We start from the raw sequence: 23,930 nt of genomic DNA on the forward strand, positions 1-23,930 counted from the left end.
GGTGTGGTTAAACGGGCATTTCGCCCAAATAAATCTGTGCAATCTGGTCGTCGTTGAGCATCGCTGTCGATTCGCCATGATGAACAATGCTGCCGCTGTCCATTACCCACGCGCTGTCGGTCACTTCCAGCGCGAGCCGGGCGTTTTGTTCGATAAGCAGCAGGGCGACGCCGCGCTCGCGCAGCCCGGCAATAACGGCAAATATGTTCTCGACCATCTTCGGGGCAAGGCCCATTGACGGCTCGTCGAGGATCAGCAGGCGCGGGCGGCTGAGCAGGGCGCGGTTAAGGGCCAGCAGCTGTTGCTCGCCGCCGGACAGCAGCCCGGCAAGCTGATGCTGGCGCTCGCCCAGACGCGGGAAGCGCTCGAAAATTTCGTTCATCTCGCCCCTGACGGTGACAGTGTCACGCCTGAGCCAGGCGCCCATCTGCAGGTTTTCCAGCACCGTCATGCGGGAGAAGATCCCGCGGCCCTCCGGGACCATCACCAGTCCGTCGCGAAGCAGGGTCTCCGGGCTCTGTTTACGTACCGCTTTACCGCTGAAGACAATGCTGCCGCTAAAGCTTTCCAGCCCGGTAATGGCGCGCACGGTGGAGCTTTTCCCCGCGCCGTTAGCGCCGATCAGCGTAGCCTGTTCGCCCTCGCGCAGGGTAAAGGAGACATCGCGTACGGCCTGAATGCCGCCGTAATGCACGTCCAGACGTTCCACCTTCAGTAATTCAGACATGAGCGTGACCTCCAAGCCAGGCGGCGATCACTGCCGGGTCGCGCCGCACGCTTTCCGGCATGCCGGTGGCGAGCGTTTTGCCGTAATCGAGCACCGTCAGGCGATCGCAGATGCCCATCACCAGCTTGACGTCATGCTCAATCATCAGCAGGGTTTTGCCGTCATCGCGGATACGCGTAAGTAGTTCGCCGAGCGCCACTTTTTCCGCCGCGTTCATCCCGGCGGCGGGTTCGTCCAGCGCCAGCAGCAGCGGATCCGTTGCCAGCGCGCGGGCGATTTCAAGCCGACGCTGATGGCCATAGGCCAGGTCGCAGGCGCGATAGTGGGCGAACTGCGCAATGCCGGTATAGTCCAGCCAGTGCCAGGCCAGCTCGCGGGTCTGCTTCTCTTCCTCGCGGGCGCGTTTGTGGCGGCTCAGCGCGGCCCACAGGCCGTTACGGGTGCGCACGTGGCGGCCCACCATCACGTTTTCCAGCACCGACATCTCGTTGAAGAGGCGCACGTTCTGGAAGGTGCGGGCAATCCCGGCGGCGGTCACTTTCTCTATCTGCTTCGGGAAGTAGGGCTTATCGGCAATCGAAAATTCGCCGCTGTCCGCCGGATAAAGCCCGGTGATCAGGTTAAAGCAGGTGGTTTTTCCCGCGCCGTTGGGGCCGATCAGCCCGTAGATCTCGCCTCTGTTCACGGTAATCGAAACGTCATCCACGGCAGTCAGCCCGCCGAAGCGTTTTGACATGTTGCGTACGGTTAACAGACTCATGCCTTCACCTCCTTGTGGCGTACCGGCCAGATGCCGGACGGGCGCACCAGCATCACCAGCACCAGTGCCAGACCGTAAAACAGCTGTCGCAACACTTCAGGATCAATCAGCACCGTACCGAACAGCGCCTGCTGCACCGGCGCTGCCTGGCTGCGCAGCAGTTCCGGCAGGGCGGTAAGCAGTACCGCGCCCAGGATCACGCCCGGAATGTGCCCCATACCGCCCAGCACCACCATCGCCAGTACGGCAATCGATTCCTGTAAGGTGAAGGATTCCGGGGAGACAAAGCCCTGAAACGCGCCGAAAAGCGCACCCGCTACGCCGCCAAAGGAAGCGCCCATCGCAAAGGCGAGCAGCTTATAGTTACGCACGTTGATGCCCATCGCGCGCGCCACATCTTCATCCTCGCGGATGGCGTGCCAGGCGCGGCCGATACGGGAATGCTGCAGGCGCAGGCAGACGAAGACGATCGTGATAATCACCAGCATCAGCAGGTAGTACCACAGCCACAGAGCGGGTACTTTGAAACCAAACCAGTGGTATACGCCGCTGAACTTCAGGCCGAACAGGTTCAGCGTATCCACCCCGGTAATGCCCTTTGCGCCGTTGGTAATGTTTACCGGACGGTCGAGGTTACGCATCAGGATGCGGATAATTTCGCCAAAGCCGAGGGTCACTATCGCCAGGTAGTCCCCGCGCAGCTTCAGCGTGGGCGCACCGAGTAAAATCCCGCAGACGGCCGCCACGAGGGCGGCCAGCGGGATAATGAGCAGATACGAGGTGTGCAGCCCGTCCGGGAACCAGACGCCGAGGATCGGAAACACCTCCAGCAGGTGCGGGGAGGCCATCAGTGCCGCGAGGTAGGCGCCGACCGCGTAAAAGGCGATAAAGCCCATGTCCAGCAGGCCGGTATAGCCCACCACAATGTTAAGCCCGAGCGCCAGCATGATGTAGAGCAGGGCGAAGTCGATGACGCGCACCCAGTAGTTGCCGCCAAGCTGCGTGGCCACCACGGGCGCAATCAGCAGCGCGAGGCAGAACAGGCTCATGCCTGACCAGAATTTGCGCGTCGTCGCCGGGGTCTGGAGTTGAAGTGTTGTCATGGAATTCCTTACGCCCTGTTCGCCACGCGCTCGCCCAGCAGGCCAGCCGGACGGAAGACCAGCACCAGGATCAGCACCATAAAGGCAAAGACATCCTGATAGTTGCTGCCAAATACGCCGTGGGTCAGTTCACCCAGGTAGCCTGCGCCCAGCGCTTCGATAATGCCGAGCAGAATGCCGCCAATCATGGCGCCCCGAATGTTGCCAATGCCCCCCAGCACGGCGGCGGTAAAGGCCTTGATCCCGGGCAAAAAGCCCATCGAGAAGCTGGCGTTACCGTAGTTGCTGGCCATCATCACGCCTGCCAGCGCGGCAAACGCCCCGCCAATCGCAAACGTCAGGGTGATGATGGCGTTTGGGTTAACCCCCATCAGCGTGGCCACGCGCGGGTTTTCCGCCACGGCGCGCATGCCGCGCCCCAGACGGGTGTATTCCACCAGCAGCCAGAGCCCGGTCATCACCGCCAGCGCCAGGACAACGGTGACGATACCGGTGACGGTGACGATGGCAGGAGGATGCGCTTCGCTGCCGGACGTGACGGCGATAGGGTCCATCGGCAGGATCTGCGGGAACATCAGCGGGTTGCGCGTCCAGATAATCATCGCCACGGTTTGCAGCAGGACCGAAACGCCGATACCCGAGATCAGCGGCGCGAGGCGCGGGGCGTTGCGCAGTCGACGGTAGGCAAAGCGTTCCACGGCCATCGCCAGCAGGGCGCAGACGGCCATGGCAATCATCAGGGCAACGCCGAGCTGCAACAGCTGCGGCATATGCGGAAAAGTGGTATTCAGGGCATTACTGGCGGAGAGCGTGGTGAGCGCGCCGACCATCAGAATATCGCCGTGAGCAAAGTTAATAATGCGCAAAATGCCATACACCATGGTATAGCCCAGCGCGATCAGCGCGTAGATGCTTCCCAGCATCACACCGTTGATCAGTTGTTGTATGAGTGTATCCAACGTCTGTACCCGCAAAGTGCTCGTTCTGCGGCTACCATCCAATAAATGAATAAAATTGTAAAATACACATCTATTATTTCTTATGATAAATAGATATTGTTCTATCTTTATGATTTATATAAATATAATGAAGACCTGTTTTTGGGTGAAAAGCCTAAAGAAATCAACATATGAATAAAACAGAACAATTGGTTGGCCTGCCTGCGTATGCAGAAAGTCGCCTTGCAAACGATCCGCCGCTTCGGGCTGTGCGTGCCTTTGAGGCCATTGCCCGGCTGGGCAGCGTCACGCTGGCCGCGCAGGAGCTGGACATTTCTCCGTCGGCCGTCAGCCATCAGCTCAGGGTGCTCGAAGGGTACCTGCAAATGCCGCTGACGGAGCGTCAGGGGCGCAGACTGGTGCTGAGCCAGCACGGGCGGGAATATTACCGCTCGATCCGTGCGGCGTTTAACGTGCTGCGCCAGGCGACGGAGCACCTGGCGGAGCAGGCGCAAACGCGTCAGGTCACCATCAGCCTGATCCCGCTTTTTGGTATGGGGTGGTTTATCCCGCGCTTGCCTGCGTTTATGCGCGCCAACCCGCAGACCGAGATTAACGTGGTGTATGCCAACCATCGTAACTATCTGAGCGACGCGTCGGATATGTCGATTCGTTTTGGCAACGGCCAGTGGGCGGGCTATCAGAGTGAAAAGCTGATTTCCGGACAGATGGTGCCGGTGTGCAGCCGCGCGTTTTTGCGCATTCACGGCCATATCGACACGCCTGAGCAACTGCTGCAGATGCCGCTGCTGCACGATGAGGAGCGCACGACGTGGGCGCAGTGGTTTGTACAGCAGGGGGTGAAGCGTCCCGTTCGCCGTGGCGGTCCAATGTTTGAGGACGGTCTGCTGACGCTGGCGGGCGTGCAGGCGGGTCTGGGGTGTGCGCTGATGCGGGAGCCGCTGATTGCACCGTATCTTGAGAGCGGCGAGCTGGTGAAGATCTTTGACCTACCGATTGATGACGGACGCGACTACTACCTCTGCGTGCGCTCAGATTCAGAGATGACCGAGGACGGCAAGCTGCTGCAAAACTGGCTGCGACGGGCAGCGGGCCATGAATAAGCGCCCTAAATAGAAAAAGGCCAGCGATAATCGCCGGCCTTTTGCCCTGACAGATCTTAGAACTGGTAGGTCAGACCTACAGCAACGATGTTGTCGGTAGCCACTTTAGCATCTTTGGTGAACTTGCTGTCATCAACAAGGTTGATTTTATAATCAACGTAGGTGGACATGTTTTTGTTGAAGTAGTAGCTCGCGCCAACGTCAACGTATTCAACCAGATCCTGGTCGCCGTAAGAACCGATGTCTTTACCTTTGGATTTCAGGTAAGCGATGGATGGACGCAGACCGAAGTCGAACTGGTACAGAGCCACAACTTCGAAGTTCTGTGCTTTGTTCGCCACGTGACCGTTACCGAATGCTGTCATGTTGCGGGTTTCAGAGTAAGTGGTTGCCAGGTAGATGTTGTTCGCATCGTACTTCAGGCCTGCGGCCCATACTTCTGCATTTTCGCCACCTGCATTCAGGTTGCTTGCAGCACGAACCTGACGGTCAGTACGGTCAGATTTCGCGTAGGCCGCACTCGCAGCAAATCCGTCGAACTCATAGCTGGAAGACAGACCCCAGCCGTCACCGTTGGATTCGGTGATATCGGTACGGTCGTTTTTACCCTGGTACTGCGCTGCAAAGTTCAGACCATCAACCAGGCCAAAGAAGTCGGTGTTACGGTAGGTTGCCACGCCGGTGGTACGGCCAGTCATAAAGCCATCGGTCTGGGTCCAGGTATCGCCACCGAACTCTGGCAGAACGTCAGTCCATGCGCCGACGTCGTAAGCAACACCGTAGTTACGACCGTAGTCGAAAGAACCGAACTCATTGAATTTCAGACCTGCAAACGCCAGACGCGTTTTGTTACCGTCAGAACCCTGAGCTTCAGAGCGGTTGCCCTTGAACTCATATTCCCACTGGCCGTAACCGGTCATTTGGTCGTTGATTTGCGTTTCGCCTTTGAAGCCCAGACGAACGTAGGTTTTGTCGCCGTCGTTGTTTGTATCATCAGAGAAATAGTGCAGACCTGTCACTTTACCGTACAGATCCAGTTTGTTACCGTCTTTGTTGTAAATTTCGGCAGCGTTAACAACGCCTGCTGCCAGCATGGAAGTGACTGCCACTGCAACTAATTTAAGTTTCATCTTAAATGTTCCTTATAATTTTTTTCGGTATTTCCTGAACCACTTTGAACGATTTCTAAACGAGGCTGTTCGTCAATGGCATGCTATTCTTAAAAATCTCGTAGTCTTATTTCAATAATAAGTTTCAAAATATTAGAGATAATTTCAATTAGTGTGATCTCGATCGTGTGAGAAGGCGATCATTCAAACAATATGGTCGGAATTTATACGATTAATAGTTATTTAGTCAGTGGGATTATTGCTTTTACTATAATTTCTGATGGTTTTTGTTTATCGCGTTAAATTTCGCAATTTCCGAGGGTTTAATGAGGGTGGTATTGCTACTTTTCTTTAAAAACAATGGGTTGTTTTAATTTTACAGCGTCTATTCCGCATATTATCATAAAACTGTCAGAGCTGAATTATTGCACGCAATGCTATCCAGGGCGTTAATATTCATCACTCACTAATTTCATTGGATTGTCAGTTTGTGTCAACTCGCTTCAGGTGCCTTTACAGAAGGCGTTCAATATAAACCGAACTTAAACAGACGCTCTAATATCATGATAAATATTCTGATGTCTGATCACATTTTAAATTTATGTTAATTATGTTGCCGGGTTGAAATTCCCCCGGCCAGTCGAGCAGCGTTATTTTCGTGTGGCATACCAGCAGAGCAACGACCCGGCGCAGACCATCAGCGCGCCTTGCCAGAACGAGAATGAAAGGGGGGAGCTTAGCACCGCGGCGGCAAGCGCGGCAGAAAGCACGGGGGTAAAATAGGATACGGCAGCCAGAACCGTGACGTTACCGTGCAGGATGCCAATATTCCAGGCGGCGTAACCAAACCCAAGCGCGATACCGCACATAACCAGCTTCACGACTACCGGAAGCGTGAACACCATGTCGGGCTGATCGCTCAGGGCATATTTCACCCACAGACTCAGCGCGGTCAGCAAAACAAACAGGGTGATGCCGTTTTGCCCTTTCGCAAATTTGCTGGTGACGGTGCAATAGGCGGCCCAGATAAAGGCCCCGGCAAACGCCAGCGCATAGCTCAGAGGGCTGGAAACGACATTCCGGGTTATTTCCTCAAGGTGTAATCCTTCTTCGCCGCCCAATACCCAGCACACGCCCAGCAGCGAAATGAGCAAGCCGGGGATCACCCACAGGGTAGACTTTTGCCCGTTGAACAAAATCGCAAATACGATCGTCAGGCTCGGCCAAAGGTAATTGACCATGCCCACTTCAATCGCCTGCGATCGCGTTGCGGCATAGCCCAGCGACAGCGCCAGACATATTTCGTAACTGACAAATAAAACGCTGCCGGCAATAAGATAGCGGGGAGAAAACCGTCGGATATCAGGAAATCCTACCGTCACCAGACACAGTAATCCGCTGAGGGTGTAGATCATCGCGGCACCGCCAACAGGGCCCAGTCCCTCACTCACGCTGCGAATAAGGCCGACCATGGTGCTCCATAACAGTATTGCCGCCAGCCCAATAAGCGTTGCTCTCTTTCTGTCCATTACTCGCCATCACAATAAAAATTAAAGGAAAAATGTATCGCATTACGCCTGTCGCTGTCGTGAATTATTCTCTTAAGCCGTTAATCAAAAAGGGGTAATGAAACGTTGCGGAGGTGACTATTAAGGGGGGGAAGGCTGATGACCTTGATTTGACGCAAAAAAATCAGGGGCTTTGCTGTTAGTTTGCGGCGCGAAGTCTTTTCAGATAACGAGGACAGCAATGGACGTCAGCCGCAGACAATTTTTTAAAATCTGCGCGGGCGGTATGGCCGGAACAACAGCCGCAATGCTGGGATTTGCTCCCAAAATGGCGCTGGCTCAGGCACGCAACTATAAACTGCTGCGCGCCAAAGAGATCCGTAACACCTGCACATACTGCTCCGTGGGTTGTGGGCTTTTAATGTATAGCCTGGGCGATGGCGCGAAGAACGCCAGAGAAGCGATTTATCACATTGAAGGGGATCCGGATCATCCGGTGAGCCGCGGGGCGTTATGCCCGAAAGGGGCGGGGCTGCTGGACTACGTCCACAGCGAAAACCGCCTGCGCTACCCCGAATACCGCGCGCCGGGCTCCGACAAATGGCAGCGTATCTCCTGGGATGAGGCCTTCTCCCGTATTGCGAAATTGATGAAAGCCGACCGCGACGCCAACTTTATTGAAAAGAACGCGCAGGGCGTGACGGTCAACCGCTGGCTTTCCACCGGCATGCTATGCGCCTCGGCGGCCAGTAATGAAACCGGCATGCTGACGCAAAAATTTGTGCGCTCGCTCGGCATGCTGGCGGTAGACAACCAGGCGCGCGTCTGACACGGACCAACGGTAGCAAGTCTTGCTCCAACATTTGGTCGCGGTGCGATGACCAACCACTGGGTTGATATCAAAAACGCGAACGTCGTGGTGGTGATGGGCGGTAACGCCGCTGAAGCCCATCCGGTGGGGTTCCGCTGGGCGATGGAAGCGAAAAACAACAACGATGCGACGCTTATCGTCGTCGATCCGCGCTTTACGCGTACGGCATCGGTGGCCGATATCTATGCGCCGATCCGCTCCGGTACGGACATTACGTTCCTGTCCGGCGTGCTGCTGTACCTGATCGAAAACAACAAAATTAACGCGGAATACGTTAAGCACTACACCAACGCGAACCTGCTGGTGCGGGATGATTTTGCCTTCGAAGACGGGCTGTTTAGCGGCTATGACGCCGAAAAACGCCAGTACGATAAAACGTCCTGGAACTATCAGTTCGATGAAAACGGCTATGCGATGCGCGATGAAACGCTCACGCATCCGCGCTGCGTGTGGAACCTGCTGAAGCAGCACGTCTCCCGCTATACGCCGGACGTCGTGGAGAACATCTGCGGCACGCCGAAAGCGGACTTCCTGAAGGTGTGTGAAGTGCTGGCTTCCACCAGCGCCGCCGACAGAACCACCACGTTCCTGTACGCGCTGGGCTGGACGCAGCACACCGTGGGCGCGCAGAACATCCGTACCATGGCGATGATCCAGCTGCTGCTCGGCAACATGGGCATGGCGGGGGGCGGCGTGAACGCGCTGCGCGGCCACTCAAACATTCAGGGCCTGACCGATCTCGGTCTGCTCTCCACCAGCCTGCCGGGCTACCTGACGCTGCCGTCTGAAAAGCAGGCCGATCTGCAAGCATATCTTGAGGCCAATACGCCAAAAGCGACGCTGCCGGATCAGGTGAACTACTGGAGCAACTATCCGAAGTTCTACGTCAGCCTGATGAAATCCTTCTACGGCGATGCGGCGCAGAAAGAGAACGACTGGGGCTTTGAGTGGCTGCCGAAGTGGGATCAGGCTTATGACGTCATCAAGTATTTCAACATGATGGATAAGGGCGACGTCACGGGGTATATCTGCCAGGGCTTCAACCCGGTGGCCTCCTTCCCGGACAAAAACAAAGTCGTTCGCAGCCTGAGCAAGCTGAAGTACATGGTGGTTATCGATCCGCTGGTGACCGAGACCTCCACCTTCTGGCAGAACCACGGGGAATCGAACGATGTCGATCCGGCCTCGATTCAGACCGAAGTGTTCCGCCTGCCGTCCACCTGCTTTGCGGAAGAGGACGGCTCTATTGCCAACTCCGGCCGCTGGCTGCAGTGGCACTGGAAAGGCCAGGACGCCCCGGGCGAAGCGCGAAACGACGGCGAAATCCTGGCCGGGATTTACCACCGCCTGCGCGAAATGTACCGCACTGAAGGCGGCAAAGGCGCTGAGCCGCTGCTGAAGATGAGCTGGCACTACAAGCAGCCGGATCGTCCTGAATCCGAAGAGGTCGCGAAAGAGAACAACGGCGTGGCGCTGGCGGATCTCTACGACGCAAACGGCAATCTGGTGGCGAAGAAAGGCCAGCTGCTGAACAGCTTCGCGCTGCTGCGTGACGACGGTACCACGGCATCGTCCTGCTGGATCTACACCGGCAGCTGGACGGAGCAGGGTAACCAGATGGCCAACCGCGACAACGCTGACCCGTCAGGCCTGGGCAACACGCTGGGCTGGGCTTGGGCATGGCCGCTGAACCGTCGCGTGCTGTACAACCGTGCGTCCGCCGACGTGAACGGCAAGCCGTGGGATCCGAAGCGCATGCTGATCCAGTGGAACGGGGCGAAATGGACGGGGAACGACATCCCGGACTACAGCACCGCCGCGCCGGGCAGCAACACCGGGCCGTTTATCATGCAGCCGGAAGGGCTGGGGCGCCTGTTCGCCCTCAACAAGCTGGCGGAAGGGCCGTTCCCGGAACACTACGAGCCGATGGAAACGCCGCTCGGCACCAACCCGCTGCACCCGAACGTGGTCTCCAGCCCGGTGGTGCGGATCTACGAAGACGACGTGCTGCGCCTGGGCAAAAAGGACAAGTTCCCGTACGTAGGGACGACCTACCGCCTGACCGAGCATTTCCACACCTGGACCAAGCACGCGCGGCTTAACGCCATCGCGCAGCCGGAACAGTTTGTGGAGATAAGCGAAACGCTGGCGAAAGCCAAAGGCATCGCCAACGGCGACCGCGTGAAGGTGAGCAGCAAGCGCGGCTTTATCCGCGCGGTGGCGGTGGTCACCCGCCGCCTGCAGTCGCTGAACGTGCACGGCCAGCAGGTGGAAACCGTCGGTATCCCGCTGCACTGGGGCTTTGAAGGGGTGGCGCAGAAAGGCTACATCGCCAATACCCTGACGCCAAACGTCGGCGATTCCAACTCGCAAACGCCGGAGTATAAAGCGTTTCTGGTCAACATCGAGAAAGCGTAAGGAGCGATTAAATGGCGATGGAAACACAAGACATAATTAAACGCTCCGCGACCAACCCGATCACTCCCGCGCCTCGCGCGCGGGACTACAAGGCAGAGGTCGCCAAGCTTATCGACGTCTCCTCCTGCGTGGGCTGTAAGGCCTGTCAGGTGGCCTGTTCGGAGTGGAACGATATTCGCGACGAGGTGGGGCACTGCGTTGGGGTCTACGACAATCCGGCGGATCTGAGCGCCAAATCCTGGACGGTGATGCGCTTTAGCGAAACCGACCAGAACGGCAAGCTGGAGTGGCTGATCCGCAAAGACGGCTGCATGCACTGTGAAGATCCGGGCTGCCTGAAGGCGTGCCCGTCTGCCGGGGCAATTATTCAGTATGCCAACGGGATCGTCGATTTCCAGCAGGACAACTGCATCGGCTGCGGGTACTGCATCGCGGGCTGTCCGTTTAATATCCCGCGCCTCAATAAAGAGGATAACCGGGTATACAAATGCACCCTGTGCGTGGACCGCGTCAGCGTCGGGCAGGAGCCTGCCTGCGTGAAGACCTGTCCAACCGGCGCCATTCACTTCGGCACCAAAAAAGAGATGCTGGACGTGGCGCAGGAACGCGTCGATAAGCTCAAAGCGCGGGGCTACGACAAAGCGGGCGTTTACAACCCGCAGGGCGTGGGCGGCACGCACGTCATGTATGTGCTGCACCATAGCGACCAGCCGGAGCTGTACCACAATCTGCCGAAGGATCCGGCGATCGATACCTCCATCAACCTGTGGAAAGGGGCGCTTAAACCGCTCTCCGCGGCGGGCTTTATCGCCACCTTTGCCGGGCTGATCTATCACTACATTGGTATCGGGCCAAACAAAGAGGTGGATGACGACGAGGAGGAGCATCATGAGTAAGTCGAAAATGATAGTGCGCACCAAATTTGTCGATCGCGCCTGTCACTGGACGGTAGTGATCTGCTTCTTCCTGGTGGCGGTATCGGGAATTTCGTTCTTCTTCCCGACGCTGCAGTGGCTGACCGAAACCTTCGGTACGCCGCAGATGGGGCGCATTCTGCACCCGTTCTTCGGCGTGCTGATTTTCGTGGTGCTGATGTTTATGTTCGTGCGCTTCGTCCATCACAATATTCCCGACAAGCAGGATATCCCGTGGGTGAGAGGGATTGTTGAAGTCCTGAAGGGTAACGAGCACAAAGTCGCGAAGGTGGGGAAATACAACGCCGGGCAGAAGATGATGTTCTGGACCATCATGAGCATGATTTTTGTGCTGCTGGTGACCGGGGTGATGATCTGGCGTCCGTATTTTGCACACTACTTCCCGATACAGGTGATTCGCTACGCGCTGCTGATCCACGCGACGTCGGCCATCATTCTGATTCACGCCATCCTGATCCATATGTATATGGCGTTCTGGGTGAAAGGATCGATTAAAGGCATGATTGAAGGGAAGGTGAGCCGCCGCTGGGCGCAGAAACACCACCCGCGCTGGTATCGTGACGTGGAACGACTGGAAGCGAAACAGGAAAGTACGGAAGGGATGAAGTAAGACCTGCGCCGTCGGCTTTGCCCGGCGGCGCTGCGCTTGCGCGGGCCTACTCTTCAAATCAGAACCGCTCTTCCACATACCGGAACGGGTATTTCGTGGGTTTGACCTTGCCGATTTTGCGCTTCGGTAAATCCACCTTGTCGACGTGAATTTCTTTATACGGGATCTGCGAAAGCAGATGCGAAATAATATTCAGGCGCACACGTTTTTTATCCTCTGAACGCGCCACAAACCACGGCGCCCAGGCGGTATCGGTGGCTTCAAACATGGCGTCGCGCGCAAGGGTATACTCATCCCACAGGTTAAAAGACTTAATATCCATCGGCGACAGCTTCCAGATCTTACGCCCATCGTTAATACGGTCGCGCAGGCGGCGCTCCTGCTCTTTCGGCGTTACCTCCAGCCAGTACTTCAGCAGGATAATGCCGGCATCGACCATCGCTTTTTCCATAACCGGCGCGCCGTCTAAAAATTTCTCCGCCTGTTCTTCCGTGCAGAACCCCATCACTCGTTCCACGCCCGCGCGGTTATACCAGCTGCGATCGAAGATCACGATTTCACCCGCCGAAGGCAGGTGGGGCACATAGCGCTGGAAGTAGAGCTGGCTTTTTTCCTTTTCAGTCGGAGCAGGGAGCGCAACAACGCGAAACACGCGCGGGCTGACGCGCTCGGTGATCGCTTTAATGGTGCCGCCTTTGCCGGCACCGTCGCGTCCTTCAAAAACAATACACACTTTTAACCCTTTGGCGACGACCCACTGCTGGAGCTTAACCAGTTCGACGTGCAGGCGGCGGAGCTCTTTTTCATACTCTTTGGTCTTAAGCGGTGCATTCGATACGACATCAACAGCGACAGGGGTTTTCTTTTTGCTTCCCATGATTGTCATCCTCAGGTTGTCCGGTGCGGAAAAAGCGAGGCCGCACTATGAAGTGTAATCCACCTGATATTATGCGTATTGTTTTTAGGTAATTAATGTCTCGACACTTTTTTAAGCAGATACAGAGGTATTAACGAAGGTGCTAAGCACCTGTTTCCCTATGCAGATGCAATAAAATCAGCACATTTAATAACACACTCTATATGTGGTTAATGTGATAATTTCATTCTTATTTACTCAAAGGAACTAAGAATGAGTTGGAATAAAGACGCTGCGGTTTCGTATCTCCGTTCACACGCTCTGGGGCGCTCTCATAGTGAATGTGCTAAGTTTACCCGCCTTGCCATTCTGGCTGGCGGTGTTAAGGTAGCGAACACAGATTATGCAAAAGATTATGGGGTTGAATTATTACGTGCTGGATTCAGTGAGCTGCCGCCCGGTTCAACGTTAATTGCTGGTGATGTGGCCGTGATACAGCCATACCCTGGTGGAAATGGCATAGGTCACATGACTATGTATGACGGTACACAATGGATTTCTGATTTCGTTCAAAAAAGTATGTATCCGGGGCCTGGATACCGCAAAATGCAACCATCCTTTAAAATTTACAGGATGCATTGATGAAAAGGATATTGTTATCATTCGTTATGTTGCTGGTGGGATGTAGTTCGGCTGCCAATCAAGAACGTAGCGCACAAGACGCTACTGAATCATTTTATAAATCCTATCTTTCCGTATTCGGCAGCGATGAAGCCAGGCCTTATCCTGCCGATGAACTGCACAAATATATTTCTGCTGATACTATTGCTCGTATCAATGCTATTCAGGAAATCTCTGAACAAGAGTTAATAGAGTCTGACTATTTTACGTATACCCAAGATTACTCCCGTGAATGGATACCTGCGTTACGAGTGGAAAACGCCAGACCATTTTTAAACGGTGAAGCAGTCCAGGTTATTGAAGGGGCGGGTAACGGGAGAAGCATCCATCTTGAGGTATTTCTCCGTCGTGAAGATGATGCATGGAAAATCTACCGCGTTCGTGACGTAACGAACAATCACGAGCACCCAATTTTCAATGCTGGCGCGATTACACGCGCTAAAGCGGCGGCAGAAAGCACACCGTAAAAGCCAGACCTTAAACCCTTTAAAGCCCTGACGCCTGCCGGGGCTTTTTGTTTGCCAATCCCACCGCGTAGCAGTTGGAGAAAACCCCTGAATCAATGGATTAACCTGTCAGCCATCTGATTTGAACTGGCTCACCATACAAGATTATTTAATAATGCCCGCTGCGAGTGATTAACCCGTGGTTGAGGTATGAAAAAGACAATATTTTCGTTGGCGCTTGGCACATTTGGCCTGGGCATGGCTGAATTTGGCATCATGGGCGTGTTAACCGAGCTGGCGCATGATACCGGTATTTCGATTCCCTCCGCCGGGAATATGATCTCGTTTTATGCCTTCGGCGTGGTGATTGGCGCCCCGATTGTGGCGCTCTTCTCAGGCAAGTTCTCGTTAAAAACCACGCTGCTGTTTCTGGTGGCGATGTGCGCTGTTGGCAACGCCCTGTTTACGTTTTCTACGTCATATTTCTGGCTGGCGCTGGGGCGGCTGATTTCCGGTTTTCCGCACGGCGCCATTTTTGGCGTTGGGGCGATTATTCTGTCTAAAATTGCGCCGCCCGGGAAGGTGACGGTCGCGGTGGCCGGGATGATCGCCGGAATGACCGTCGCCAACCTGGTGGGTGTGCCGCTCGGCACCTGGCTGGGGCACCAGTTCAGCTGGCGTTATACCTTTTTCCTGATAGCCCTGTTCGATGCGCTGGTGATCCTCTCGGTGCTGATCTGGGTGCCGGACATTCATGACAAATCAGAAATTAAACTGACCGAGCAGTTCCAGTTCCTGAAGAAACCGGAGCCCTGGCTGATTTTTGCCGCCACCATGTTTGGTAACGCCGGTGTGTTCGCGTGGTTCAGCTTCGTTAAGCCGTTTATGGTCAACGTTTCTGGCTTTTCCGAAGGGATGATGACGATCATCATGATGCTGATGGGCCTTGGCATGGTGTTGGGCAATCTGTTGAGCGGTAAGCTTTCGGGGCGTTTTAGTCCGCTGCGTATTGCGGCCACCACCGACATGGTGATTGTTGCCTCGCTGCTGCTGCTTTTTGCCTGCGGTGAACTGAAAACGGCCTCGCTGGTGATGGGCTTTATCTGCTGCGCCGGTCTGTTCGCGCTCTCTGCGCCGCTGCAAATTTTGCTTCTGCAAAATGCAAAGGGCGGCGAGATGCTTGGGGCGGCCGGAGGGCAGATGGCGTTTAATCTCGGCAGTGCGATCGGGGCGTACTTTGGCGGGATGATGATTACCCTCGGCTTTAGCTGGCGCTACGTCACGCTGCCTGCGGCGTTACTCTCGTTCTCGGCCATGAGTGCATTACTGATCTACGGTTACCTGCGTGCCAGGCAGGCTCAGGCTAACGCGCGTGCGCTAGCCTGATGGAAGTCAGGCAAGCCAGGGCTCGCCCAGGGTCAGCATCAGGCGGTTGGCCCAGGCGAAGAACGCGGCGGACTGCACCAGATCAAGCTGGGCTAAGGTGTCCAGCCCCTCTTTTTCCAGCGCGGCAAGGTGCAGCGGCGTGGCGGCAGGCGGGGTAACCGACAGTGCTGCCGCAAAATTAATCTCCGCCTGCCAGCGCGCAGACTGCCCCTCGCTCAGGGACTGTCCCGGACGCACGGCCAGCAGGGCCTCTACCGCCGCGTCATCCTTAGACAGCTGGCTGGCTTTCCGCGCATGGACAGATGCGCAGTAGATGCAGCCGTTGATTTTACTGGCGACCGTTGCGGCCAGCTCGCGCTCGGCGCGCGGCAACCCCCCCGGCGTATAAAAAATCCCTTTATCCGTTAGCGTGCGCTGTTCAAGCACCGGCAGGTTGCGCCCCAGCAGGCGGAAATAGTCGGAATCGGTGTGGCCAAACTTCGCCAGGATCGCAACCTCGTCATCACGAAAATCCGCCAGCGGTTTGGCGGCGATCCACGGCTCCCAGCCCAGCTCCTGCTGGGTGAAGGCGACGGGAGCCGCCTTCCCGGTGGCCGTGGTGGCGTTCGTGTGCCAGACGCCCGCCGCCACCGGCGCATCGCTTTTGGCGACGGGCCTGTCGTTCAGCAGCCGCAGCCCGGCAATCAGTCGGCTCTGGAAGCTGACAAAGGCGATAAGCTGCGCCAGGGTCACGATGCCTTCCTTGCTCCATCCCGCCTGGGTCAGCGCCCTTAACGATGTCGGCGTGGCTTCGACGGGGGAGAAGGTCAGCAGGCGCGCGAAATTGAGCGCCGGGGTCAGACGGTCTGAGGTCGGGTCTGCCAGGCCAAACCCCGCATAGTGCGCGGCCAGCGCCTCCGCGTTGTGCCACCTGGCAACTTTTGCCGCGACGGCGAAGCGCTCGTCCAGCGCAAAATCGCTATCCTGCTGGGTAAATAAGATTTCGTAGCTGCCCTGGGCGTGGCGCGTGGCGGCGTCCCGCGTGGCGCGCGCCTCTGCCAGAGGGGAACCGGGTTTGATTTCCGCCAGCTCGGCGAGAATGTCGTGACTTAATGACATAGGTATCTCCTCAATGGATATGGGGGGCAATATGTTCGGCGATCAGTTCGATGGAGCGCAGCGTGTCGCGATGGGTGGGCTCGACCGAATGGACCTGGAATGAGATGTCCGTGGCGCGCCGGAGAACGGAATCGGCCTGCAGCGAACGCAGCACCGTCTCGGGCGAACCGATGTGGGCGTCGAACTGGCGACGAAAATCGGTGACGGTGTCACCTTTAACCGCGTGTCCGGCAGCGCGATGCTGCTGGGCCTGTCTGGTGAGACCCGGCGTCGCAACCTTCAGCGCATAGTCATCGCTGTCGGCGACGAATGCCGTACGGGAGGCCAGAATACGCGGTGCGATACCGGCGGGCAGGGCCTCAAGGTAGGCATCCACAATCGGGTTCTGGATCGCGTCGAGCGCGAGATCCAACTGGTCTGCCGGACGCGGCTGCGTGCGGGAGAGCATCAAACCGTGTCCGGCCCGCGCGGCGCGAACGGCGCCGTCGACGGAAAAGGTGGCAATCCAGATCCTGTCAGCCAGCTGTGGCGCTGGCGGGTAGAGGTGGTTATCCGGATGGGTAAGCGAATCCCCGCGCCAGGCGCTCTGGATCACATGTAAATGGTCGGCAAAGGCCGCGCCGCGCTGTTCAAACGTCAGTCCGAACGGCAGGAAAGAGGTCGGCGTGCCGCCCGAACCAAAGCCGACTTCGAGACGTCCATCGGCGAGTAAATCCAGCACCGCCGCATCTTCCGCCACGCGGAGCGGGTTTTCCATCGGCAGGGTGATGATGGCCGTGCCCAGGCGGATGGTTTCGGTATGCGCCGCCACGTGGGCCAGAAACAGCAGCGGCGACGGCAGGCCGCCTTCACTTTCGTGGAAGTGGTGCTGGGCAATCCAGGCGCTGTCAAAACCGTGGCGTTCAGCGTGGCGGATCTGTTCTGTAGCCAGTCGATAGCGCTCTTTCGGCGTGGCGTCGTCAAGCAGGCGGGTGAAAAATCCCAGGCGTTTTCGCGTCATGCGAACTCCTCCGTAGCGGGTGAAAAATGGGGAATGGCGGCAATCAGCTCGCGGGTATAGTCGTTCTGCGGTGACGTGAATAAGGTCTCGACGTCACCGTGTTCGACCACCTGACCGCTGCGCAGCACCGTGACGCTGTGGGCGATCCGGCGAACGGTAGAGAGATCGTGCGTGATGAACAGGTAGGTTAATCCCAGCTGCTGCTGCAGCTGCTGAAGCAGCGCCAGGATCTGCGCCTGGACGGTGACGTCCAGCGCGGAGGTGGCTTCGTCCAGCACCAGAATGGTCGGCTCCAGGATCAGCGCCCGGGCGACGGCTACGCGCTGGCGCTGCCCGCCTGAAAGCTCTCTGGCGGTGCGGCTCAGGAGTTCGACGGGCAGGGCAACCCGCTGCGCCACGGTCTCCACCCGTACCTTTCGCTCCGCCTTGGCGAGGCGAGAAAAGTTCTTCAGGGGCTCTTCGATGATCTCGAACAGCGTCTGACGCGGGTCGAGAGAGGCGAACGGGTTCTGGTAAACAAACTGGATCTTCTGGCGCAGCTGACGGCGGGCCTCGCGGCTGAGCGCGGTGGCATCAATGTCATCAATAATGACCTGCCCGTTATCCGCCTGTTCAAAACCCAGCAAAATACGGGCGAGGGTGGTTTTCCCGGAGCCGGATTCACCGACCAGCGCGTGCGTGCTGCCGCGCCTGACGTCAAACGTCACCCGATCCAGCGCCTGAAGCTGATGACCTTTACCCAGCGAGAACCGTTTGCTGATGGCGCGGGCGCGAATGGCCGGTGACGCCAGCGGAAGGCCCGCTACCGGGGCGATGGTCAGGCGCTGGCCCTGAAGATCGCTCAGCAGCTGACGGGTGTAGGCGTGCTGCGGCGTGCGGACGATATCGGCGGTGTCGCCGTGCTCCTGAACCTCGCCGTTGCGAAACACCAGCAGCCTGTCCGCGCGCTGGGCTGCCAGGGCCAGATCGTGGGTGACAAACAGAACGGCAGTACCCGATTCCCGGCGCAGGATATCCAGCAGGTCGAGAATGCGTTTTTGCACCGTCACGTCCAGCGCGCTGGTGGGCTCATCGGCAATGATGACGTCCGGGCTCAGGGCAATGGCGATGGCAATCAGCACGCGCTGTTTCATCCCGCCGGAGAGCTGATGCGGATACTGCGTCATGCGCTGTTCGGGGTGGCTCAGGCCGACCTTTTTCAGCAGGGCGAGCACCTGCTCGTCGCGTTGGGCGTGAGTCACCTTCTGGTGCAGCTGAATAATTTCCCCGACCTGGGTGCCGATCGTTTTCACCGGATTGAGTGAATTACCCGGATCCTGCGGAACCAGGCTGATTCTCGCCCCGCGAAGGGTATCGAGACGCTTCGCTGACCACCGGCTAATCTCCTCGCCGTTGAGCACGATTTTCCCGGCATCGCGTCGGGCGTTATCCGCCAGCAGGCCAATGATCGCCTGTGCCGTGGTTGTTTTACCTGAGCCAGATTCACCGACAAATGCCAGCATTTCCCCCCGCCGGAGGGTGAAGCTGACGTTATGCACCACCTCGCGCCACCGGCGCGCGGTACGGTAGCTGATGGTCAGGTTTTCTACCGAGAGTACGGTCATTTCAGGCCTCCGCTGAACTGCTGGCTGATACGGTTGGTGGCAAGCACGACGGCGATGACGACCACGCCGGGGAGGGTGGTTAACCACCAGGCGGTAGAGAGATAGTTACGCCCTTCGGCGATCAATAAGCCCCATTCCGGTACGGGCGGCGGGGTGCCGTAGCCGAGAAAGCTCAGCGTGGAGAGGGCCAGAATGGCCTGACCAAACTGCAGCGTGGCAAAGGCAAGGACGGCGGTTAAGGCGTTGGGCAGGATGTGTCGCCACAGCACCGCCAGGAACGTCCCGCCGCTGCCGAACGCCGCCTCGACATAATCCGTATGGCGGATGCGCACCACTTCACCGCGCGCGAGGCGGGCGAAGCTGGCAATGGAAGCCACGCCGACGGCAATGGCGGCGTTAACGGTGCCAAACCCGAGCAGAATAATGACCGTCAGCGAGAGCAGCAGAGACGGAATGGACAACAGCACGTCGACAAAACGCATCAGGAAAGACTCGACGCGTCCTGCGAACGCCCCGGCGATCACCCCGAGACCGGTGCCCACCACCAGCCCCATCGTGACGGCAGCGAGCGCCGCGCTCAGGGAGTGGGACGCACCGTACACAATACGGGTGTAAACATCGCGGCCAAGCTGATCGGTGCCGAGCCAGTGGCCCGCCTGCGGCGCCAGACGTTGCGCTCCGGCGATGCCCTCAATCGGGCTGTAGTGGGTTAACAGGCCGGGCGCCACGGCGGCAAAAACCGCGAGAATAATCACCGCCCACGCCAGCCACAGTCCCGGCTGCCACGTGACGCCCTGCCAGCCGGGAACGCGTTTTCGCGCCGCGGCAGCGTAATCGACCAGGCTCATGATGCACCTCCGGTAACGGTTTGCAGACGGGGATCCAGCAGCGGCATCAGCAGGTCCACCAGCAGATTGATCAGGACAAAGCCGAGGGCGGAAATCATCACCACCGCCTGAAGCACGGCGATGTCCTGGTTATTCACCGCCTGCTGGGTCAGCTGGCCGAGCCCGCTGCGGCCAAAAACGGTTTCGGTGATCAGCGCCCCGGCAATCAACTCGCCCAGCAGCAGCCCGGCAATGTTCAGGACCGGTAGCAGGGCGTTGCGGGTGACGTGACGCCACAGGACGGCGGTTTCACTCAGCCCTTTGGCCCGGGCGACGGCGACAAACGGCTGCGTTGCCACCTGGTCCAGGCTGCGCATCAGGATTTGCGCCAGCGGGGCGGAGATCGGGATCGCGACGGTGACGATTGGCAGGATCAACCCCTGCAGCGGCGTCGGGTTAATCACCGGGATCAGCCGCAGCTGGAAAGAAAAGAGCTGGATGAGGGCAATCCCCAGCCAGAACGTCGGTAAGGAGATAAACAGGACCGGCAGCGACTGGAGATTATTACTTAGCCAGCGCAGACCCGGCAGACGCGACGCAAAGGCCAGCGCAAACGCCAGCAGAACCGCTAGTAAAAAGGCGGGCAGGGCGAGGCTCAGGGTATCCGGCAGATTGCTGGCAATCAGCTCGCTGACCGGTACGCCTGCCTGTAACGAGTAGCCGAAATCTCCTCGCAGCATCGCCAGCAGCGTGTGGCCGTATTGCTGCCACAGCGGGCTGTCCGCACCGTAGGCCACGCGCATCTCCTCGATTTGCGCCGGGCTTAAGCCCAGGTCCGGGTTCTGAAATTTAATCAGCACCGCGTCGCCCGGCAGCACCTGGAGCAACACGAACGAGAGGGTAAAGGCGGCCCACAGCACCAGCAGCCCGTGCCCAAAGCGTTGAAGAAGTGCGTGGCGCATCGTCAGCTCCTCAGTGTTTCTCAAGCCACGCGCCGTAGAACGACGGGCGGCCGACCGCTTCAAAATTCACGCCTTTCAGCCATGGCGCACCGGCAAAGACCTGCGGTTCCTCGAAAATCGGAATGACGTAGGCGTTATCCAGCAGGTAGCGCTGGGCATCGCCGGTCAGCTGCAGGCGTTTTTGCGGATCGACCTCTGAGGAGATATTTACCAGCAGCGCATTCAGGTTGTCGTCACGGAAGCTTTTGACCTTGTCGCTGGAGCCGCCTTTTTGCAGCAGCGCGTCGCGGTTAGCGGGGTAGAACATGCTTTTTACCACGTCAGGATCGGCGCGGCCCACTTCGGAGACGGTTAACGGGGTCTTCAGCGGATCAAGGTTATCCAGCGTGCGGCTGCCTGCGTCACCGGCTTTCACGCTCAGCGCCACGCCCACCTGACGCCACTGCTGGGCAACCAGCTGCAGCACCTCTTTGTTTTGCGGCTGCGGCAGGGATTCATACACCGTCAGCGCCAGCCGCTGGCCGTCTTTGGCGCGGATCCCGTCGCTGCCCGCTTTCCAGCCCGCCTCGTCCAGCAGCTGGTTAGCTTTAGCCGGGTCAAAGGACAATTTGTCGCTGAGATCGACAAAGCCAGCGGCGGAATCGGCAATCACCGACTTCGCCTGCGGATAGTTAGCCGAGAAGAGGGTCTCAACCACCTGTTTTGCATTGGTGGCATGTAGCAGCGCCTGGCGCACGCGAATATCGGAGACCAGCGGGTTATCCGGGCGGAAGCTGATGCTGTCGTTCACCCCGCGCGTTGGGGCGGCGTAGATTTTATAGCCCTGATCGGTCGCCTGCTTTTCGTCATACGCCTGCACCTGGCGAATAAAGTCGGCCTGACCGGCCAGCAGGGCGCCGACGCGCACGCTGTCTTCCTGAGTCACGATAAACTTGATGCCATCAAGATTGGCTGGCCCCTGTTGCGCCAGATTTTTTGGCCCCCACTGGTAGTCCTTACGCGCTTCCAGCGTCACTTCGCGACCCAGCTTCTCGTCCTTCACCACAAACGGGCCAGAGCCAATGATATGCCGGGCGTCACCCAGCTCTTCAAAGTTGCGCTTCAGCGTGCTGAGCGAGACCAGACCCGAGCCAATCGTGGCGGTGCCCTGCAGGAATCCCGGCGACGGTTTTTTGAAGTAGAACTTCACGGTCAGCGGGTCGACCACTTCGCTGCGATCGTAGTTATTGATCACTTCTGACACCGGCAGGCGCTGCGCCTTGTTGCCTAAGCCGTAGGTATCAAAGTTTTTTGCTACGGCGTTGGCGTCCAGCGGCGTGCCGTCGGAGAAGGTGATGCCCGGGCGAATTTTGAAGGTGTATTCGGTTTTATCGGCGTTGGTGGTCCAGCTTTCGGCCACCCACGGTTCGACCCGCAGCGTCTTTGGGTTCTGCCAGGTCAGCTTGTCGGTGATTTGGTTCAGGATGCCGCCGTTCGGGTAGAAGCCGCCGGCGGGCGGGTAGAGGTTAGTGTGCGCCTGTTGCTCCAGATAAATCAGCGTACCGCCTTTGACCGGCGCATCAGCGGACCAGGCTGCGGTGGTCGTCAGAATGAGCACCGTCAGCAGCGGCAGACGAAATGGGGTTTGCATGGTGAATTCCTTTGTTATCTTCTTGTTAGCGTCGGATTCATCATCGGGCGCGGGGGAAAACAAGGGAACAAAGGAATTAAGATAAGGATTGCCGGAAAATGGCTATAAAAAAACCGCCCCGGAGAGGAGCGGTGATGAACGGTGAACGATTACGAACGTAAGTCGATCACCATACGGCCACGGATCTGGCCCTGTTCCATCTCTTTAAAGATGGCGTTGATGTCCTCAATAGGACGCATCGTCACTTTCGGCACCACTTTACCTTCAGCGGCGAACTGGAACGCTTCCTGCAGGTCCTGGCGGGTGCCAACCAGCGAACCCACCACCTGAATGCCGTCCAGCACCAGGCGCGGAATATCGAGGCTCATCGCTTCCGGCGGCAGGCCAACCGCGACCACGCGGCCACCGGCACGCACGGCATCAACGGCGGAGTTGAATGCTGCTTTTGCGACGGCAGTGACGACTGCGGCATGCGCGCCGCCAGTTTTTTCCTGCACAATTTTAGCGGCATCTTCGCTGCGGGAGTTGATGGTGAGGTCCGCGCCCATGCTGGCCGCCAGCTTCAGCTGTTCGTCGTTCACGTCAAGGGCGATGACTTTGGCGTTAAAGACGTTTTTGGCGTACTGCAGCGCGAGGTTGCCCAGCCCGCCCAGACCGTAAATCGCAATCCACTGGCCCGGCTTAATACCCGACACCTTCACCGCTTTGTAGGTGGTCACGCCAGCGCAGGTAATGCTGCTGGCCGCCGCCGAATCCAGACCGTCCGGCACTTTTACCGCGTAATCCGCGGTGACGATGCACTCTTCCGCCATGCCGCCGTCGACGGAGTAACCGGCGTTTTTCACGTCACGGCACAGGGTTTCGTTGCCGGAATTACAGTATTCGCAGTGGCCGCAGCCTTCAAAGAACCAGGCCACGCTTGCGCGGTCGCCGACTTTCAGCGACTTCACGCCAGGGCCGACTTCTTTCACGATACCAATTCCTTCATGGCCCAGGATAACCCCGGTCTTGTCGCCAAAATCACCGTTCTTCACGTGAAGATCGGTATGGCATACGCCACAGCACTCCATCTTCAGCAGGGCTTCCCCATGCTTAAGCGGGCGTAAGGTTTTTTCGGTGACGTTGACCTGGTGGTCCTGAGTGACAACAGCAGCCTTCATGTGTATCTCCTTGTTCATGATAAGAATCTGCATAGCAGGTGTAATACCCCTTAAGGATTAATACATTAGCCTGGTAATGCAAGGCTGCGGCAACATAATGTCATCATTTGATTCGATTTCAGATTAAGAATACGGCGATCCTCTAATAATTAAGGGGGGAAAATGCTGGCCCGGCGA

The 23,930-nt window shown here is 57.7% G+C and carries 21 protein-coding genes; 7 read left to right on the plus strand and 14 right to left on the minus strand.

Features of this window, described 5'->3' with window-relative positions:
- Positions 1–7: 7 nt before the first annotated feature.
- The 4 genes from N6P30_RS00900 to N6P30_RS00915 are packed head-to-tail and all read right to left on the minus strand — an operon-like array spanning position 8 to position 3,549.
- A complete protein-coding gene (locus N6P30_RS00900; RefSeq protein ID WP_023292329.1) occupies positions 8–727 on the minus strand; it encodes an ABC transporter ATP-binding protein in 720 nt (239 codons plus the stop codon).
- On the minus strand, positions 720–1,487 hold the full coding sequence (locus N6P30_RS00905; RefSeq protein WP_023292330.1) for an ABC transporter ATP-binding protein: 768 nt from the start codon (positions 1,485–1,487) through the stop codon (positions 720–722). The genes N6P30_RS00900 and N6P30_RS00905 overlap by 8 nt, the downstream gene beginning before the upstream one ends.
- Positions 1,484–2,590: a branched-chain amino acid ABC transporter permease gene (locus N6P30_RS00910; RefSeq protein ID WP_023292331.1), complete on the minus strand. Its 1,107-nt coding sequence runs from the start codon at positions 2,588–2,590 to the stop codon at positions 1,484–1,486. The genes N6P30_RS00905 and N6P30_RS00910 overlap by 4 nt, the downstream gene beginning before the upstream one ends.
- 8 nt (positions 2,591–2,598) lie before the next feature.
- Entirely contained in the window at positions 2,599–3,549 is a 951-nt protein-coding gene (locus N6P30_RS00915; protein ID WP_032663474.1) for a branched-chain amino acid ABC transporter permease, read from the minus strand.
- A gap of 170 nt (positions 3,550–3,719) precedes the next feature.
- Here N6P30_RS00915 and N6P30_RS00920 point away from each other — a divergent pair, with 170 nt between their 5' ends.
- Positions 3,720–4,652, plus strand: a complete 933-nt coding sequence (locus tag N6P30_RS00920; protein WP_023292333.1) for a LysR substrate-binding domain-containing protein — start codon at positions 3,720–3,722, stop codon at positions 4,650–4,652.
- 56 nt (positions 4,653–4,708) lie between these two features.
- Here N6P30_RS00920 and ompC read toward each other — a convergent pair whose 3' ends face one another.
- Together ompC and yddG are read right to left on the minus strand one after the other, a co-directional pair.
- Complete coding sequence (gene ompC, locus N6P30_RS00925; RefSeq protein ID WP_023292334.1) at positions 4,709–5,782, minus strand: porin OmpC; 1,074 nt, start codon at positions 5,780–5,782, stop codon at positions 4,709–4,711.
- A gap of 629 nt (positions 5,783–6,411) precedes the next feature.
- Positions 6,412–7,290 carry an aromatic amino acid DMT transporter YddG gene (gene yddG, locus N6P30_RS00930; RefSeq protein WP_023292335.1) on the minus strand — a complete coding sequence of 293 codons (879 nt, stop codon included), beginning with the start codon at positions 7,288–7,290 and terminating at the stop codon, positions 6,412–6,414.
- Between the two features lie 220 nt (positions 7,291–7,510).
- Between yddG and fdnG the strand changes: the two genes are divergently transcribed.
- From fdnG to fdnI, 3 genes are read left to right on the plus strand one after another with little or no spacing between them, the layout of a single operon-like run.
- Positions 7,511–10,558, plus strand: a complete 3,048-nt coding sequence (gene fdnG, locus N6P30_RS00935; RefSeq protein WP_154827327.1) for a formate dehydrogenase-N subunit alpha — start codon at positions 7,511–7,513, stop codon at positions 10,556–10,558.
- 11 nt (positions 10,559–10,569) lie between these two features.
- Positions 10,570–11,454 carry a formate dehydrogenase subunit beta gene (gene fdxH, locus N6P30_RS00940; protein ID WP_023292337.1) on the plus strand — a complete coding sequence of 295 codons (885 nt, stop codon included), beginning with the start codon at positions 10,570–10,572 and terminating at the stop codon, positions 11,452–11,454.
- The gene (fdnI, locus tag N6P30_RS00945; RefSeq protein WP_023292338.1) at positions 11,447–12,103 is read left to right on the plus strand and encodes a formate dehydrogenase-N subunit gamma; all 657 of its coding nucleotides are present in this window, start codon (positions 11,447–11,449) and stop codon (positions 12,101–12,103) included. The genes fdxH and fdnI overlap by 8 nt, the downstream gene beginning before the upstream one ends.
- Positions 12,104–12,161: 58 nt before the next feature.
- Here the strand turns inward: fdnI and ppk2 are convergent, their stop codons facing one another.
- Positions 12,162–12,980 carry a polyphosphate kinase 2 gene (ppk2, locus tag N6P30_RS00950; RefSeq protein WP_008501727.1) on the minus strand — a complete coding sequence of 273 codons (819 nt, stop codon included), beginning with the start codon at positions 12,978–12,980 and terminating at the stop codon, positions 12,162–12,164.
- A gap of 252 nt (positions 12,981–13,232) precedes the next feature.
- On the opposite strand from ppk2, the gene N6P30_RS00955 reads away from it, so the two are divergent.
- The 3 genes from N6P30_RS00955 (at position 13,233) to araJ (ending at position 15,472) form a co-directional block, all read left to right on the plus strand.
- On the plus strand, positions 13,233–13,601 hold the full coding sequence (locus N6P30_RS00955; protein ID WP_021240196.1) for a hypothetical protein: 369 nt from the start codon (positions 13,233–13,235) through the stop codon (positions 13,599–13,601).
- Positions 13,601–14,107, plus strand: a complete 507-nt coding sequence (locus N6P30_RS00960; protein ID WP_023292339.1) for a YbjP/YqhG family protein — start codon at positions 13,601–13,603, stop codon at positions 14,105–14,107. The genes N6P30_RS00955 and N6P30_RS00960 overlap by 1 nt, the downstream gene beginning before the upstream one ends.
- A 189-nt stretch (positions 14,108–14,296) precedes the next feature.
- A complete protein-coding gene (gene araJ / locus N6P30_RS00965; protein ID WP_023292340.1) occupies positions 14,297–15,472 on the plus strand; it encodes an MFS transporter AraJ in 1,176 nt (391 codons plus the stop codon).
- Positions 15,473–15,478: 6 nt separating this feature from the next.
- Here the strand turns inward: araJ and N6P30_RS00970 are convergent, their stop codons facing one another.
- The 7 genes from N6P30_RS00970 to adhP all read right to left on the minus strand — a co-directional run bounded on the left by N6P30_RS00970 (position 15,479) and on the right by adhP (position 23,753).
- The gene (locus N6P30_RS00970; protein WP_023292341.1) at positions 15,479–16,570 is read right to left on the minus strand and encodes an alkylhydroperoxidase domain protein; all 1,092 of its coding nucleotides are present in this window, start codon (positions 16,568–16,570) and stop codon (positions 15,479–15,481) included.
- 10 nt (positions 16,571–16,580) lie between these two features.
- A complete protein-coding gene (locus tag N6P30_RS00975) occupies positions 16,581–17,570 on the minus strand; it encodes a putative FMN-dependent luciferase-like monooxygenase (protein ID WP_023292342.1) in 990 nt (329 codons plus the stop codon).
- Positions 17,567–19,174 (minus strand): dipeptide ABC transporter ATP-binding protein, encoded by a 1,608-nt coding sequence (locus tag N6P30_RS00980; protein WP_023292343.1) that lies wholly within the window; start codon positions 19,172–19,174, stop codon positions 17,567–17,569. Before N6P30_RS00980 ends, N6P30_RS00975 begins: the two co-directional genes overlap by 4 nt.
- A complete protein-coding gene (locus tag N6P30_RS00985; protein ID WP_023292344.1) occupies positions 19,171–20,022 on the minus strand; it encodes an ABC transporter permease in 852 nt (283 codons plus the stop codon). Before N6P30_RS00985 ends, N6P30_RS00980 begins: the two co-directional genes overlap by 4 nt.
- On the minus strand, positions 20,019–20,963 hold the full coding sequence (locus tag N6P30_RS00990) for an ABC transporter permease (protein WP_023292345.1): 945 nt from the start codon (positions 20,961–20,963) through the stop codon (positions 20,019–20,021). The genes N6P30_RS00985 and N6P30_RS00990 overlap by 4 nt, the downstream gene beginning before the upstream one ends.
- 10 nt (positions 20,964–20,973) lie before the next feature.
- The gene (locus tag N6P30_RS00995; RefSeq protein WP_023292346.1) at positions 20,974–22,593 is read right to left on the minus strand and encodes a TIGR04028 family ABC transporter substrate-binding protein; all 1,620 of its coding nucleotides are present in this window, start codon (positions 22,591–22,593) and stop codon (positions 20,974–20,976) included.
- A gap of 149 nt (positions 22,594–22,742) precedes the next feature.
- A complete protein-coding gene (gene adhP / locus N6P30_RS01000) occupies positions 22,743–23,753 on the minus strand; it encodes an alcohol dehydrogenase AdhP (protein ID WP_008501719.1) in 1,011 nt (336 codons plus the stop codon).
- Between the last annotated feature and the right edge of the window lie 177 nt (positions 23,754–23,930).

The organism is Enterobacter sp. PL1 (assembly GCF_945957325.1).
Taxonomy (GTDB): domain Bacteria; phylum Pseudomonadota; class Gammaproteobacteria; order Enterobacterales; family Enterobacteriaceae; genus Enterobacter; species Enterobacter roggenkampii.